This window comes from Embleya sp. NPDC001921, assembly GCF_053594475.1.
In genome coordinates this window covers 333,938-348,075 of the sequence record NZ_JBSFEO010000001.1, presented here as the reverse complement: position 1 = coordinate 348,075, position 14,138 = coordinate 333,938, and the positions used below count along the sequence as shown (strand labels likewise).

At 73.3% G+C, this 14,138-nt stretch carries 9 protein-coding genes; 1 reads left to right on the top strand and 8 read right to left on the bottom strand.

Annotation, left to right across the window (positions count from 1 at the left end; all coding sequences use genetic code 11):
* Positions 1-10 precede the first annotated feature (10 nt).
* Both ACWCPW_RS01430 and ACWCPW_RS01425 read right to left on the bottom strand, forming a co-directional pair.
* Positions 11-814, bottom strand: a complete 804-nt coding sequence (locus tag ACWCPW_RS01430) for a glycoside hydrolase family 16 protein (RefSeq protein WP_449759525.1) — start codon at positions 812-814, stop codon at positions 11-13.
* An 18-nt stretch (positions 815-832) separates the two neighbouring features.
* Complete coding sequence (locus ACWCPW_RS01425) at positions 833-2,041, bottom strand: carboxylate--amine ligase (RefSeq protein ID WP_449759524.1); 1,209 nt, start codon at positions 2,039-2,041, stop codon at positions 833-835.
* A 175-nt stretch (positions 2,042-2,216) separates the two neighbouring features.
* Between ACWCPW_RS01425 and ACWCPW_RS01420 the strand changes: the two genes are divergently transcribed.
* The gene (locus ACWCPW_RS01420) at positions 2,217-3,404 is read left to right on the top strand and encodes an FAD-dependent oxidoreductase (protein ID WP_449759523.1); all 1,188 of its coding nucleotides are present in this window, start codon (positions 2,217-2,219) and stop codon (positions 3,402-3,404) included.
* Between the two features lie 68 nt (positions 3,405-3,472).
* On the opposite strand, the gene ACWCPW_RS01415 is transcribed toward ACWCPW_RS01420, so the two are convergent.
* The 6 genes from ACWCPW_RS01415 to ACWCPW_RS01390 all read right to left on the bottom strand — a co-directional run bounded on the left by ACWCPW_RS01415 (position 3,473) and on the right by ACWCPW_RS01390 (position 13,877).
* Positions 3,473-5,749: an FdhF/YdeP family oxidoreductase gene (locus tag ACWCPW_RS01415; protein WP_449759522.1), complete on the bottom strand. Its 2,277-nt coding sequence runs from the start codon at positions 5,747-5,749 to the stop codon at positions 3,473-3,475.
* Between the two features lie 86 nt (positions 5,750-5,835).
* Positions 5,836-6,999, bottom strand: a complete 1,164-nt coding sequence (locus tag ACWCPW_RS01410; RefSeq protein ID WP_449759521.1) for an FAD-binding oxidoreductase — start codon at positions 6,997-6,999, stop codon at positions 5,836-5,838.
* 291 nt (positions 7,000-7,290) lie between these two features.
* Positions 7,291-8,931: an extracellular solute-binding protein gene (locus tag ACWCPW_RS01405; protein WP_449759520.1), complete on the bottom strand. Its 1,641-nt coding sequence runs from the start codon at positions 8,929-8,931 to the stop codon at positions 7,291-7,293.
* A gap of 147 nt (positions 8,932-9,078) precedes the next feature.
* Positions 9,079-11,517, bottom strand: a complete 2,439-nt coding sequence (locus ACWCPW_RS01400) for a serine/threonine-protein kinase (RefSeq protein ID WP_449759519.1) — start codon at positions 11,515-11,517, stop codon at positions 9,079-9,081.
* Between the two features lie 183 nt (positions 11,518-11,700).
* Positions 11,701-12,858: an acyl-CoA dehydrogenase family protein gene (locus ACWCPW_RS01395; protein WP_449759518.1), complete on the bottom strand. Its 1,158-nt coding sequence runs from the start codon at positions 12,856-12,858 to the stop codon at positions 11,701-11,703.
* Positions 12,858-13,877, bottom strand: coding sequence for an acyl-CoA dehydrogenase family protein (locus tag ACWCPW_RS01390; protein ID WP_449759517.1), 1,020 nt, complete (start codon positions 13,875-13,877; stop codon positions 12,858-12,860). The genes ACWCPW_RS01395 and ACWCPW_RS01390 overlap by 1 nt, the downstream gene beginning before the upstream one ends.
* Positions 13,878-14,138: the final 261 nt, after the last annotated feature.

The window sequence follows — 14,138 nt, the reverse complement described above, 5'->3', positions numbered from 1 at the left end:
CGGCCCCCGCTCAGCGCGCCCACACCCGTACCGACCGGATTCGCAACTCGGCGGTGCGCACGTGGTCGGGCACCGGGTCCGGGTAGCCCATCGCGAGCGTGAACAGCACCTCCATCGGCTCGTCGGGCACCCGTGCCGGATCGGTCACCGTGAACACCTGCTCACCGTCGATCCACCAGGTCAGCCGCTCCGGCGTCCAGTCGAGCGCGAAGTGGTGGAAGCGGCCGGACCAGTCGCGCGCGGGCGACTCGTGCACCCACGCGTCGGGGCGACCGTCCGCACCCCGCCAGTGCACCGTGGACCGGGCCCGGCCGTCGAGCCCGATCAGTTCGACCACGTCCAGCTCGGGCGGCGTGTACCGGGAGGCGGGCATCAGCCAGAACGCCGGGAACGAGTTCGGCTCGCGCGGCATCGACAGCTCGGCCTCGACCCGACCGTAGGTGAAGGTGAAGCGCGGCCGACCGTTCCAACTCGGCCGCCCGGTGGACAACATGCCCGAGGCCCACGGGTACACGGTGCCGTCCGCGCCGCGTGTGGGCCGGCGCACCGCGGTCAGCACCGCCTGGCCGCCGCCGACGCGCACCTGTTCGGGCCGGTACCACTGCTGTTCGCGGTTGCCCGCGTTGGTGCAGCCGTCCACGTTCCAGTCATAGCAGGTCACCCAGCGCCCGGCGGCCAACGCGGAGCCGGTGAAGTCCTCGGCGAACAACAGCCGGCGTCCGGCGGGCGGACCGGACCCGCAGGCCGCGAGCAGCACGGCCGCCAGCGCCGGCGCGAGTGCCCGCCGGGCCCGCCGCGTCGCTCGCGACCGCATCGTCGGCATCCGACGCCCTCAGCGCCCGCACCGGCGTACGGCCGCGGCCAGCGCGCGGACCGCCGTCGCGGCGGCGGGCAGCGGATCGTCCCAGGCCAGCCACGCGGGTTCCAGACCGCCCCGGACCGGCGGGTATCCGGGCTGCCGGGCCACCCCGACCCGGCCCCGGTAGGCCACCCACGCCGCGATGTCGAGATGCTCCGCGACGTAGCGCCGGCCCTCGCGCTGGACTCCCGTCGGGATCGCGCGTCCGGTCAGGTCCAGATGCAGCGCGCGCACCACGTCCAACCCGCGATCGGTCTCGAACATGCGGAACTGGGCGCCCACGCGCGGATTGAAGTCGACCAGCTTGTACCGCCCGTCGCGCAGGTCCAGCCGCCAGTCCAGGTCGGCCGGCCCGCGATAGCCGATCGCCCGACACAGACGGGCGGAACGGCGCGCCAGCCCCGGGTTGGCCAACGCCCGTGCGTACGTGGTCACTCCCGCGTGCGGCGGCCAGGAGCGCAGCTTGAGACCGGTGAACACCGGCGCGCACCCGCCGTCGGGCGCGGCGTACAGGTGCACGATCCAGTCCTGCGCGCTCTCGCGCGGCACATACGCCTGCAACAGCACCCCGCGCGGCGCGCCGACCGACGCGAGCAGGGCGCGCTCGCCGCGCACGAGGGTGGTGCCGGGCACCACCGGGGCGCGCAGCCGATCCCACGGCGCCAGGTTCTTGACCACCACCGGGTACCCCAACTCTCTTGCATGGAAGAGAAGTTGCTCGCGATCGGCGGGGAAGCGGGTGTCCGGAGCGGGAACCTCGTGCTCCAGGCAGCGCCGGTACAGCCCGCGCTTGTCCGCCAGGTCGGCGGGCAGCTCCGGGTCGACCTTCGGCAGCAGGAAGCACTCCGCGAGCCGGTCCTGCGCGCCGGCGGCGAGCAGCGCGGCCTCGTCGTCGGTGGGCACCAGCACCGCGCGGGCGGGCAATCGGCGTCCGATCCACAACAACCGGTCGACCAGTGCCACCGGGTCCTCCAGGCCGGTCGTGGGCCACACATGCCGCGCGCGCAGATGCCGGGAGAGCGCGGTCGGGGTGAACGCGTCCTCGACCACGGCGTGCACCGCCACCCCCGCGCGGCCGAGCGAGCGCACCGCGCCCACCGAACCCTGGTGCAGCGGATAGCGGCCGACCTTGAACAGCAGCGCCGGCACCGAACGATCCAGCTCGACCCCTCGCCCGCCCATGTCGTCGCCTCCCCGTCCGGACCTTTCTAGCAGCGCGAACCGACTTTTCACCGGATAAGCCAACAATTCGTACGGGACATCGAGCACCGAGCACCGAGCACCGGCCGAACACCGAACACCGAACACCGAAGAACAAACGCCGAAGACCGAATATCGAACACCGAAGGACATCGTCATGACCGTCGCCATCGTCGGAGCCGGCCCCTACGGCCTCTCGCTCGCCGCCCACCTGCGCCGACTCGGGGTCACCACCCGAGTGTTCGGCGAACCCATGGAGAGTTGGCGGCGACACATGCCGGCCGGGATGCTGCTCAAATCCCGACCCGACGCGTCCTCGATCTCCGCGCCCGGACCCGGATTCGGCCTGGCCGCCTTCCAACGTGCCCGGGGCGAGCGGCCGTCCACCGGGGATCAGCCGGTGCCGCGCGAGACCTTCGCGGCCTATGGTCGGTGGTTCGCCGATCGCCTCGTGCCGGACGTGGAGCGGGTGCGGATCACCGGCGTCGAGCCGGCCGGGAACGGCTTCGTGCTCGGCCGCGAGGACGACACCGAGGTCGAGGTGGACGCGGTCGTGCTGGCCACCGGGCTCGCCGCGCATCGCTACGTGCCGCCCGTGCTCGAACGCCTGGGCACCGACCTGGTCTCGCACCCCGCCGAGCACCCGGACCTGGCCGAACTGGGCGCGGACCGGGACATCGTGGTGATCGGCTCGGGCCAATCGGCGCTGGAGAGCGCGGCCTTGCTGCACGAGGGCGGCGCCGCGCGGGTGCGGGTGTTCGGCCGGGCCGACCGGGTGCGGTTCGGCACACCGCCCGTGCCGGGGCGGATCCGGCGGCTGACCCCGGACTCGCCGCTGGGCCAGGGGTGGTCGGTGGCCGCCGCGGCGCGCGGGCCGGCCGCGTTCCGGCTGTTGCCCGCGTGTGTGCGGGTCGACCTGGCCCGGCGCATCCTGGGGCCCTCGGCCGCGTGGTGGCTGCGGGACCGCCTGGACGGGCGGGTCCCGGTCCGGGACGCGCAGACGGTCGTCGGGGCCCGCCGCGAGCCGGACGGACGGGCACGGATGTTGCTTCGGGACCGCACCGGATACCAGCGCGAGGTGCACGCCGACCACGTGCTCGCGGCGACCGGCTATCGGGTAGACCTCGCCGCGTTGGGCTTCCTCGCGCCGCACGTGCGGCGGCGGATCGCAACGGTGGCCGGACTGCCCGCACTGGACGCCGCGTTCGAGACGACCGTGCCGGGCCTGTACGTCAGCGGCCCGCCCGCGGCCGCCACGTTCGGCCCGGTGGTCCGCTTCGTGCACGGCACCGGCTTCGCCTCCCGCCGACTGGCGGCCGTGCTCGCGGCCCGCTTCCAGGGATAGCCGGCGGGGCACCGGCGAACGCCGGGCGGACCCGGGTCCGCCCGGCGCTCGTTCGAGCACGGCCCGGCTCAGTGCGTATGCGGCTCCAGCCGGACCACGATCGACTTCGAGGTCGGTGTGTTGCTCTCGTCCGCCGTGCTGTCCAGCGGCACCAGCACATTGGTCTCCGGGAAGTAGGCCGCGCAGCAGCCCGCCGCGGTGTCGTAGGACACCACCCTGAACGACGGCGCGCGCCGTTCGGTGCCGTCCTGCCACTCGCTGACCAGATCGACCGAGGAGCCGTCCGCGATGCCGAGTTCGAGCAGGTCGGCCGGGTTCACGAAGACCACCCGGCGACCCTGCCTGATCCCGCGATAGCGGTCGTCGAGGCCGTAGATCGTGGTGTTGTACTGGTCGTGCGAGCGCACCGTCTGCAGGATCAACCGGCCCGCCGGCACCCGCAGCACCGCGAGGTCGTTGCGGGAGAAGTTGGCCTTGCCGGTCGTGGTCGGGAACCTGCGCTCGTCGCGCGGGCCGTGCGGCAGGACGAACCCGCCGGGCTCGCGCACCCGGCGGTTGAAGTCGGTGAAGCCCGGGATCACCCGCTCGATCCGGTCCCGGATCAGGTCGTAGTCGCGGGCGAAGTCGCGCCAGGGCACCGATACCCGCTCGCCGAGCACACGTTCGGCCAGCCCGCACACGATCGCCACCTCGGAGCGCAGGTGCGCGGAGGCCGGCGGCAGCTTGCCCCGCGACATGTGCACCGCGCTCATCGAGTCCTCGACGGTGACGAACTGGTCCCGCTCGGTGCGACCGAGGGTGGGCAGGATCAGCGCCCGCCGCCCGGTGACCGCGTGCGAGCGGTTGAGCTTGGTGGACACCTGGACGGTGAGCCGGGTCGCCCGCAACGCGGCCTCGGTGGCCGCCGTGTCGGGCGTCGCGGAGACGAAGTTGCCGCCCACCGCGACGAACACCCGCACCGCGTCGTCGCGCATCGCCCGGATCGCGTCCACCACGTCGTGCCCGTGCGCGCGCGGCGGGGCGAAGCCGAACTCCTTCTCCAACGCGTCCAGGAACGCCGTCGAGGGCTTCTCGTAGATGCCCATCGTCCGGTCGCCCTGCACGTTGCTGTGCCCGCGCACCGGACACACCCCCGCGCCCGGCCGGCCCACATTGCCGCGCAGGAGCAGGAAGTTGACCACCTCGCGGATGGTCGGCACGGAGTTCTTGTGCTGGGTCAGGCCCATCGCCCAACACACCACGATCCGCCGCGAGTCGAGCACGCGCCGATGGATGCGCTCGATCCCCTCGCGGGTCAGTCCGGTCGCCTCCAGCACGTCGTCCCACGGCGTGGTCCGCACGTCCGCCGCGAACTCATCGAAGCCGTGCGTGTATTCGTCGATGAACGCGCGATCGAGCACGCTGCCCGGCGCGGCGTCCTCGGCCTCCAGGAGCAGCCGGTTCAGGGCCCGGAACAGCGCGAGGTCGCCGTTCACCCGGATCTGCGCGAACTCGTCGGTCAACTGTGTGCCCGAACCGAGTACGCCGGTGACCTTCTGCGGATTCTTGAACCGCAGCAGCCCGGCCTCGGGCAACGGGTTCACCGCCACGATCGAGGCGCCGGCCTGCTTGGCCTTCTCCAGCGCGGACAACATCCGGGGATGGTTGGTGCCCGGGTTCTGGCCCACCACGAAGATCAGATCCGCCTGATACAGATCCTCCAGCGACACGCTGCCCTTGCCCACGCCGAGCGTCTGGGTCAGCGCCGAGCCGCTCGACTCGTGGCACATGTTGGAGCAGTCCGGCAGGTTGTTCGTGCCGAACGCGCGCACGAACAACTGGTACACGAACGCGGCCTCGTTGCTGGTGCGCCCCGACGTGTAGAACGCCGCCTGATCCGGCGAGTCCAGCGCCGCCAACTCCTCGGCGACCACTTTGAAGGCGTCCTCCCACGAGATGGGCGCGTAGTGCGAGGCGCCCTCGGCGAGGTACATCGGCTCGGTCAGCCGGCCCTGCTGGCCCAGCCAGTAGTCCGACTTCCCGGCCAGCTCGGCGACCGGGTGCGCGGCGAAGAAGTCCGCGCCCACCAGGCGCACGGTGGCCTCCTCGGCGACCGCCTTCGCGCCGTTCTCGCAGAATTCGGCGACGCTGCGGTGCTCCGGTTCCGGCCACGCGCACCCGGGACAGTCGAAGCCTTGCTTCTGGTTGACCTGTACCAGGGTCAGCAGGCTCCGTCGCACCCCCATCTGGCGACCGGCATGGCGCAGCGACCAGGCGACGGCCGGCAGACCGGCCGCGTACTCCTTCGGCGGGCCGACCACCAAGCCCTCGTCCCCGATGTCGTCCACGGGCGGCTTGCTCACCATGCGGGCGCTCCTGCTGCTCGAAACCGGCCGTTTCGACACGACCCTGTCGTCCGTACGTTACGCCCTCACCGCCGCGTGTCCGCAGCTCAGCAGCCCTGGAGCAGCCGGGACCCCTGGGCGATCTCGTCCAGGCTCTCGGTGTGCAGCCGCTGCGGCGCCACCCCCAGTTCGCCGGTCAGCCGGTGGGTGGTGGCCCGGACCATGGCCGCGGATCCGCTGACGAACACGTCGTGGTCGTGCCAGTGGCCGTACCGGGCCAGCACGTCCGGCAGCGCGCCCTGATCGCCGGCGAACGAGCGGTCGTGGGTGACCGCGGGGATCACGTTCAGCCACGGGTACACCTCCGCCATCGCGGACAGCGCGTTCAGGTCGTACAGGTCCACCCCGTACTTCGCGCCGATGAACACGTGGGCGCGGTTCGCCAACTGACGCTGCGCCATGTGCTGGACCAGCGCCTTGATCGGCGCCAGACCGGTTCCTGAGGCCACGCACAACGTGCGGCGCAGGGTCTCGCCGCGCAACACCAGACCGCCGCGCGCGGGGCCCAGGCGGATGTGGTCGCCGACCCGGGCACGGTGTACCAGCGCGTTGCTCACCCAGCCGGCGGGCACCGCGCGCACGTGCAGTTCGAGTCGGCCGTCCACGCGCGGGGCGTTCGCGATCGAGTAGTGCCGCCATATCCTCGGCCACCACGGCGTCTCCACCGTGACGTGTTGGCCCGGGTGGTAGGGCAGCGGGTGATCCGGCTGGACGGTGAGCACCGCGATGTCCCGCCCGCGCGGCTCGTGTGCGGTGATCACCGCGTCCCACCAGGGCGGCGCCTCCTCGGCGTCGTCGGCGGCGGCCTCGATCATCACCTCCGCCGCCCACGTGTACATCTCCAGCCAGGCGGCCTGGAGCTCGGACGTCCAGCGGGTGCCCAGGTAGCGGGCCAGCGCGCCGATCAGCGCGCTGCCGACCGCGTCGTAGTGCTCGTCGAGGACCCCGTACTTGCGGTGGTCCCGGCCCAACTGGCGCAGGAAGCGGCGCAACTCGTGCGGCTCGTCGCCGCCCGCGCCCAATCGCAACAGCGCGGCGAGCAGGCGGTCGCGCTGCAGGTTCATGGCCGGCGGGAACAGGTCGCGCAGATCGGGGCGTTGCAGGAACAGCAGGGCGTAGAAGTGCGAGACCAGATCGTGCGCGGTGGGGGCGACGGCCCGGAGGCTGCCGCGGAGCAGATCGGCCCGGGAGGGATCGGGACTTCCGGACATGGCGGACCGCATCCTCGTGTGCTCGGAGAGCGACCCGGCGGCCGGACATGTACTGCCGAATCCGGAAACCGCCGGTCACCCGAAAGGGGAAGTACCCGACGGTATGCGGCGGCTCGAATGCGGAGGGTGGGTAATCCGGGAAGCCCGCCGCGGGTGGCCGCGGCGGGCTTACGCTTGAGGATTTCTTGCGCCGTGTGGGTGACGGCGCGGTCGGACCGGCCGGCGCCCGACGCTCCGATCGAGCGTCGGGCGCCGCGTACGGTCGGGGCGACTCGTGGGCCCGACGCGCGATCAGACCTGAAGGTCCTTGTCGTACGTGGCGGCGATCATCGCGTCCGCGCGCCGGCCCGCCGTGTCCGGGTCGACCCCCTTCGCCAGCACGTCCTCGGCGAGGGTCTTGAGCGGGGCGGACGACCAGCCGGGCGCCTGCGGATAGTTCCGCCCCTGCGCCAGCGCGGCCACGGTGGCCGCCCGCATCGGGTTCGCCGTGCCCGACGTGGTGGTCAGGCCGGCCAGCGCGGGCGGCATCTCGTTCTCGTTCGCCCAGCGCTCCTGCCAGGTCGCCGAGGCGAGCACCCGGAGCAGGTTGACCGCCCCCGCCGGATGCGCGGTCTTCGCGGACACGGCCAGTACTCCGCCCCACACGCCGACCGCTCCGGGCCGGCCCGGGTCGCGGCCGGGCATCGGGAAGGCGGCCAGGTTGCGCGCCGTCTCGGGCGCGGTGCGCAGCACGGACGGGAAGACCCAGTCGGGCTGGATCATCATCGCCGCCCGGCCGCTCCCGAGCACGGCGGTGATCGAGCCCGCCGGGTCCTGGAACTCCTCGGCGTTCTTGGCCGCGGTGGAGTACGCCTGGAGCCGCTGGAAGAAGGCGACCCCCGCACGGCCGGCCGGACTGCCCAGCCGGCCCGTCCAGCGCTCGTTCGCGGCTACGGCTATCTCGCAACCGTCCTCGAACAGGCAGGCCGCGAGCGTCTGCCAGGCCTTGCCGGCCAGGTGCAGGGCCTCGATGTTCGGGTTGCCCGCGTGATGGGCCTTGATCCTGTCGAGTTGGGCGAGCCACTCGTCGCGGGTGCGCGGCACCACGAACCCGGCCGGGTCGCACAGCCGTTTGTCGTAGACCACCACCGGCGCGTACACGTCCATCGGCAGCGCGTACAGCTTGCCGTCGAACGTGCACGCGGCCCGGGCCGCGGGATGCCAGGCGTCGACGTTCAACCGGGCGGCGTACGGCGTCAGGTCGAGCAGATCACCGCGTCGGACCCGACGGGCCAGGCCCAGGGTCTGCGCCTGGAAGACGTCGGGACCGCTGCCCGCCGCGATCGCGGTGTCCAGCCTTCGGGCGTCGATGGTGTCGTGGACCTCGGCCCGGGCGGTCCCGTACGGATCCGCCTTGAGCAGGGCGGCGGCCAGGTCCGCGTTCGTCCGGGCCTGGTCGACACCCGGGGTGAGCAGCTTCTCCAGCCACAGCGTGAGGGTGTACGGGCCGCTCTCGGCGGTGGGCGGCCCCGCGGTGGCCGGCGGGGCCGGGGGAGCCGGCGGCCCGGAGGTCGGGTCGGGCCCCGGCGGCGCGGCCGTCTTGCCGTCGTCGCGGGTGAGCAACCACGCGGCGACACCGCCGACGGCCGCGACGGCCGCCGCGACCGAGCCGGCCACGATCACCTTGCGTCGGGACGAACCGCCGCCGGGCGGCGGCGGAGCGGGCCCCCAACCCGGCGGCGGCATGTTCGGGTACTGCGGCGGCGGGCCGGCGGGGTATTGCGGCGGCGGGCCGCCCGGGTGCTGCGGGTACTGCGGATGTTGGGGCTGCTGGGGCTGCTGGTGTTGCGGGGGCTGTGGCACGGCCGTCGGCGCGTACGTGGGCCGAGGGGGTGGGTTGGCCGACGGGTCGTCCTGCGATGACGCCTGCGGGTCGTCGTTCCACGACGGCACGGTGCGGCTCCTCCGGGTTGCGGGACAGGGGGCGTGCGCAAACCCTAGGGCGGGCACTCTCCGTCACCGCCGGGAGATCCATCGGGATCCCCCGGGGGGCCGTCGGGCCCCCCGGGGGGATCCGCAGGGAACCGTCCGGGAGATCCGTCAGGCCGGTGCCACACCGAACTCGCGGGCCACGATGCCGTTCGCCGCCGCCGCGCCGGCCAGCGGATCACTGCCGGCCAGCGTCTGCCGGGACAATTCGGCCAACGGGCGCTCGGACCACCCGGGAGCCCCCGGATACGCCCGCCCGCCCACGGGCAGCGCCGCGACCGAGGCCGGGATCATCGGGTTGTCCGGCGGCACGGACCGGTCCAGGCCGGTGCGCACCGGCACCAACCGGCCCTGGGCCGCGATCCGCGCGCGCCAGCGCTCGGTGGCCACCAGCGCCAGCAGATCGATCGCGGCCTCCTTGAACAGGCTGGCGGCGTTCACCGCGAGCACCGTGCCGCGCACCCCGACCGCGGCCGGCTTGCCGGCGGTCCGGCCCGGGATCGGGAACGCGCCCAGCACCGCGCGCAGCGCCGGATTCGCCGCCACCACCGCGTCGTAGAGCGTGGAATCGGCGATCGCGGACGCGATGTTGCCCTTGGCGACCCGGGCCGCGACGGCCGGGTCGTCGTTGCCCACACCGGTCGCGTCCGCGGCGTAGGACTGCAGGTGCCGGAAGAACCTGGCCCCCTCGACCGAGCCCGGCAGGTCGAGCGTGCCGCGCCACGCGTCGCCCTCCTGGACCGCGATCGTGCCGTCGTCCTCCCACACGCACGAGGCCAGGACCGGCCAGGCCCCACCGGGTACGTACAGCGCCCGGTAGTCGGGGTTGGTCGCGTTGGCCAGGCGCAGCTTCTCCAGGTCCGCGACCCAGGTCACCCGGTCGGTGGGCACCCCCACCTGCCCGGCCTGGAACAGCCCCTTGTCGTACAGCACCACCGGCACGTTCGCGGCCAGCGGCAGCGCCATCAGCCGGCCCGCGGAGGTGGCCGAGGCGCGCACGGCGGGGAACCAGGTGCCGGCGTCCAACCGGCTCTGATGCGGAGTCAGGTCCATGATCAGGTCGGCCGCCTTGAACCGGGCCAACGCGAGCAGGTCCAACTCGAACACGTCGGGCCCGCGACCGGCGCGCAGCGCCTGCTCCAGGGTCTGGGTGTAGCCGGCCCTCGGCTGGAGCCGGCTGCTCAGGCGCACCCCGGAACCGCTCTTGCCGAACTCCAGTCCCAGATCGCCGAGCATCGCGGCGGGCAGCAGGTTCTCGGTGGTCCAGACGGTGAGTTCCTGGACCGCGGCGGGCGCGCTCGGGCCGGACGAGCGGGCCGGACTCGGCGGCGGCACCGGCTGCTTCGGCGCGGCCTTGGGCGACGAGTCGCCGCCCCGGCTCAGCGCCCAGGCCGCCGCCCCGCCGCCGACCACGGCGGCGCCGGCCGCGACCGCCAGGAAACCGCGGCGGGACTTGGCCCGGGAGCCGGCCCGGCGGGTGCGGACAGGCGGCTGCTCCCGGGTGGGCGGCGCAGCGGGCTCGGGTGTGCCGGGCGCCGCCGAGGGGGTCGGCATCTCGGCCGGCGCGGGCTCGGGCTCGGCGGGCACAGCGGGCTCGGGCTCGCTGCCGGGCGGCGGGGCGGGTACGGTGCCCGCCGCGTACGGCTCGCTGCCGGGCATCGGCTCGGGCGGCTCCCACGGGTTGGCCACCCGTTCGGCCACCCACGCGGCGGTCGCCGAGGGCAGCCAGGTCGGCCCCGGGGTCCCGGCCGCGACCCGGACCACCTCCTCGGGGCCGGGGCGTCGAGTCGGGTCCTTGACCAGACAGGCGGCGATCAGGTTGCGCAACGACGCCGGTACGTCGCCGAGTTCGGGCTCGCCCTCGGCGACCCGGTCGGCGGCGGAACCCGCGCCGGCGTGGTCGAAGGGCCCGGTGCCGGTCGCGGCGAACGCGAGCACGGACCCGAGCGAGAACACGTCGGTCGGCGGACCCACCGTCAGATCCCGTACCTGCTCGGGCGAACGGAAACCGGGGGAGTCGAGCACGGTGCCGATCACCACGCCGTCGGCGGTCACCGACGAGCCGGTCGACCCGTGTGCGATCCCCAGTTGCGGCAGCAGGGGGCCGTCCGGGGCGAGCAGCACCGCACCGGGGTCGAGCCGCCCGTGATACAGCCCGACCGCGTGCAACCGGCCCAGCAGCCCGGCCAGTTCACCGGCGAGTACGCGCAGCGAATGGCCGGGCAGCGGACCGTGCCGGCGGACCGTCTCGGCCAGCGTCGGGCCCGCGAGGTGGGTGGTGGCGTACCAGAGCTGACGGCCGGTGATGTCGGCGTCCAGGATCATCGCCGTGCCGGGGCCCGCCAACCGCCGCGCGGCGTCCACTTCTTCGCCGAATCGGGCCCGGAACGCCGGATCACGCCCGAGGTCGGCCCGGATCACCCGCACGACGACGGGGGCGTCGTCGGGCGCGGCGCCCAGATAGGTCCGAGCCGTGGTCCCTTCACCGAGGCGGCCCACCAATCGGTAGGCGCCAATGTTCGAAGGGTCCTCGTCGTGCAGCGGCCGCATGGCTGAAACTCCGTTTCGCTCACCGGTGTGAACGGTGCCGAAGTCTGCCATGAAGCGGCCGGTGATCCGGCCACCCGTTCGGCCGCCCGCCATCCGTGCCCGCCATATCCGTAAACACCGGGCAGCGCGTCACCGGTCGGCGCCACCGGGTGACCCGCTGCCCGGGTGGCGCCGACCGGTCCGCTACCGGGCCCGGGGCAGCCCCAGGCGATGCTCGGCGATGTTGTTGCGCTGGATCTCGCTCGTCCCGCCGTAGATGGTGGTCACCGGAGCGTCCCGCGCGGCGTGGTCGACGAACCACGCGTCCCCCGGTTCGCCGAGCAGCCCCTCGGGCCCGGCCATGTCCAGGCACGCCTCGGCGGCGCGGTTGTACGACTCGCTCGCGTACAGCTTGGCGATCGACCCCTCGGTGGTCGGCAACCCGCCCGCGCTCGCGATCAGCGCCGGGCGCAACGCGAGCAGCGCGGTGATCTCGTTGTCGATCGCGATCCGCGCGAGCCGCTTGCGCACCGAGGTGTCGTCCATCGCCCCGGTATCCGCCGCCCACCGGGTGAACCGCCGCAGCAGCGACACGCCCTGGTTCATGTTGCCGAACACGCCGCGCTCGTAGGCCAGCGCCACCTTCATCACGCCCCACCCGCCGTCGACCTCGCCGAGCCGCCAGCGGTCCGGCACCTTGACGTCGGTGAAGTAGGTGATGTTGGTGCGGTCCCCGCCCATCGTCTCCACCGGCTGGAAGGAGATCCCCGGCAGGTCCATCGGCACCAGGAACATGGTCAGACCGCGATGCTTGGCCACGTCCGGGTCGGTGCGGGTCAGCAGGATCACGTAGCCGGCCTCGTGCACGAGCGTGGTGAACATCTTCTGACCGTTCACCAGCCACACCGGCTCGTCCTCGGGGTGTCCCAGGATGCGTTCCGCGCGGGTGGCCGCCGCCGCCACGTCCGATCCCGAACCCGGCTCGCTGTAGCCCAGCGCCGCGATCGCCTCGCCGCGGTGGAACCGGGGCAGCACCTCGGCCAGGTGGAACGCGCTGCCGATCTGCTCGACGATGCCCGCCACCAGCATCGTGTTGGCCAGTCCGAAGAACGGCGCGTCGGCCAGCCCCAGTTCGTCGAAGAAGACGTACAACTCCAACGGATCGCGACCGGTGCTGCGCCCGGGCCCGGCCATGCCCTCGGCGATCACCCCGGTCGCGGCCAGCGCGCGATGGAACTCCCAGTCGTGGAAGGTGCCGGTGCGCCGGGCCCGCTCGATCATCTCCTCGGTCAGGTGTTCCGCGACGAACGCCCGGATCCACCGGCGGAACGCCTCGACCGATTCCTTGGGCTCGAAGTCCATCAGAGGCTCCCCACGGGTCCGAAGAGGTCGTCGGCCAGGCGCTGGTACTCCTCGTCCGGATCACCCAGGACCAGTGGCCAGCCGCGGGCCCGCCGGAAGTAGAGCTGGATGTCGTATTCGAGGGTCACCCCGTATCCGCCGTGGAAGTGCACCGCGCGATAGGTCGTGGTGCGCGCCACGTCGGTCGCGGCCAGGAACGCCATCGTGGCGAGCCGGGCGGCCTCGGCCGGATCTCCCTCGTCGGCGCACCACGCCGCGCGCGCGGCCAGCAGCCGGATCCCGTCCAGCGGCCCGACCAGATCGGCCAACCCCTGCTGGACCGCCTGGAACGCGCCGATCGGCTTGCCGAACTGCTCGCGCTCCAGCGTGTACGCCACGGCGATCTCCAACGCGCGCTCGGCCAGTCCGGCCAGCGTGGCCGCCGTATACAACTGCCACTCGCGGCGCAGGGCCGCGTAGCGCCGCGCGGCCTCCTCGCCGGTCGCCAGCACCACCCGCCCGCCCCGGTCGTCGCGCACGTACCGGTCGGCCAGCGGGGCGCAGGCGTGGTTGACCGGGGCGGTCATCGGCGGCTCGCCGCGGACGGCGACCAGTTCGTCCTCGTCCAGGGCCACCACGACGTGCGCGACCGCGCCGCCGGGCACCAGGCGGGCCACACCGTCCACGGCGGGCCGCAGCGCGGGCGCCGCGATCACCGTGCCCTCGGCCGCCTCCGCGCACCACGGCGTGTCGAGCAGCAGCCGGGACGCGGCCAGGTGGCCGCCGAGCGGCACCGGCGCCAGCACCCGGCCGGCCTCGTGCAACACCAGGGTCAGATCCAGCCGGCCGGCCCCGCCGCCGCCGACCCGTTCGGGCAGCGCCATCCCGGGCGCGCCCATCGCGGCCAATCGTCGCCACAGGTCGGCCGCGAATCCCAGCGGCTCGGCCGCACGGACCACGGAAATCGGGCATCGGTCCGTGAAGAACTCCGAAAAAGCGGCCCGTACCGCCTTTTGATCCTCCGTCGGTTCAAGATCCACCGGCGACCTCCGTTCACACCTCGCCGCTCGCACGAGCCGGCGAGCGCACGCTAGCCCCTGGCGGTACACCGATCCATGGCGTCGTCGGCCGAAGTGACCGATGTGCCGGAGATCTCGATCCCATGACATTACTTGCCAGTAGCTGACTGGCGGGTTGCTCTTTGCGAAGATCGGCTGCCCGAGTGACAAACAACGAGAACAGTTGCTTTCCGCCGTGCGGGTCCCCGGTGATCGCGATGATCACCCATACGATCCGAGGAA

Coding starts and splice junctions, on each gene's coding strand:
- ACWCPW_RS01430 (WP_449759525.1), bottom strand. CDS start 814: ATGCGGTCGCGAGCGACGCGGCGGGCCCGGCGGGCACTCGCGCCGGCG.
- ACWCPW_RS01420 (WP_449759523.1), top strand. CDS start 2,217: ATGACCGTCGCCATCGTCGGAGCCGGCCCCTACGGCCTCTCGCTCGCC.
- ACWCPW_RS01400 (WP_449759519.1), bottom strand. CDS start 11,517: ATGCGGCCGCTGCACGACGAGGACCCTTCGAACATTGGCGCCTACCGA.
- ACWCPW_RS01415 (WP_449759522.1), bottom strand. CDS start 5,749: ATGGTGAGCAAGCCGCCCGTGGACGACATCGGGGACGAGGGCTTGGTG.
- ACWCPW_RS01425 (WP_449759524.1), bottom strand. CDS start 2,041: ATGGGCGGGCGAGGGGTCGAGCTGGATCGTTCGGTGCCGGCGCTGCTG.
- ACWCPW_RS01395 (WP_449759518.1), bottom strand. CDS start 12,858: ATGGACTTCGAGCCCAAGGAATCGGTCGAGGCGTTCCGCCGGTGGATC.
- ACWCPW_RS01410 (WP_449759521.1), bottom strand. CDS start 6,999: ATGTCCGGAAGTCCCGATCCCTCCCGGGCCGATCTGCTCCGCGGCAGC.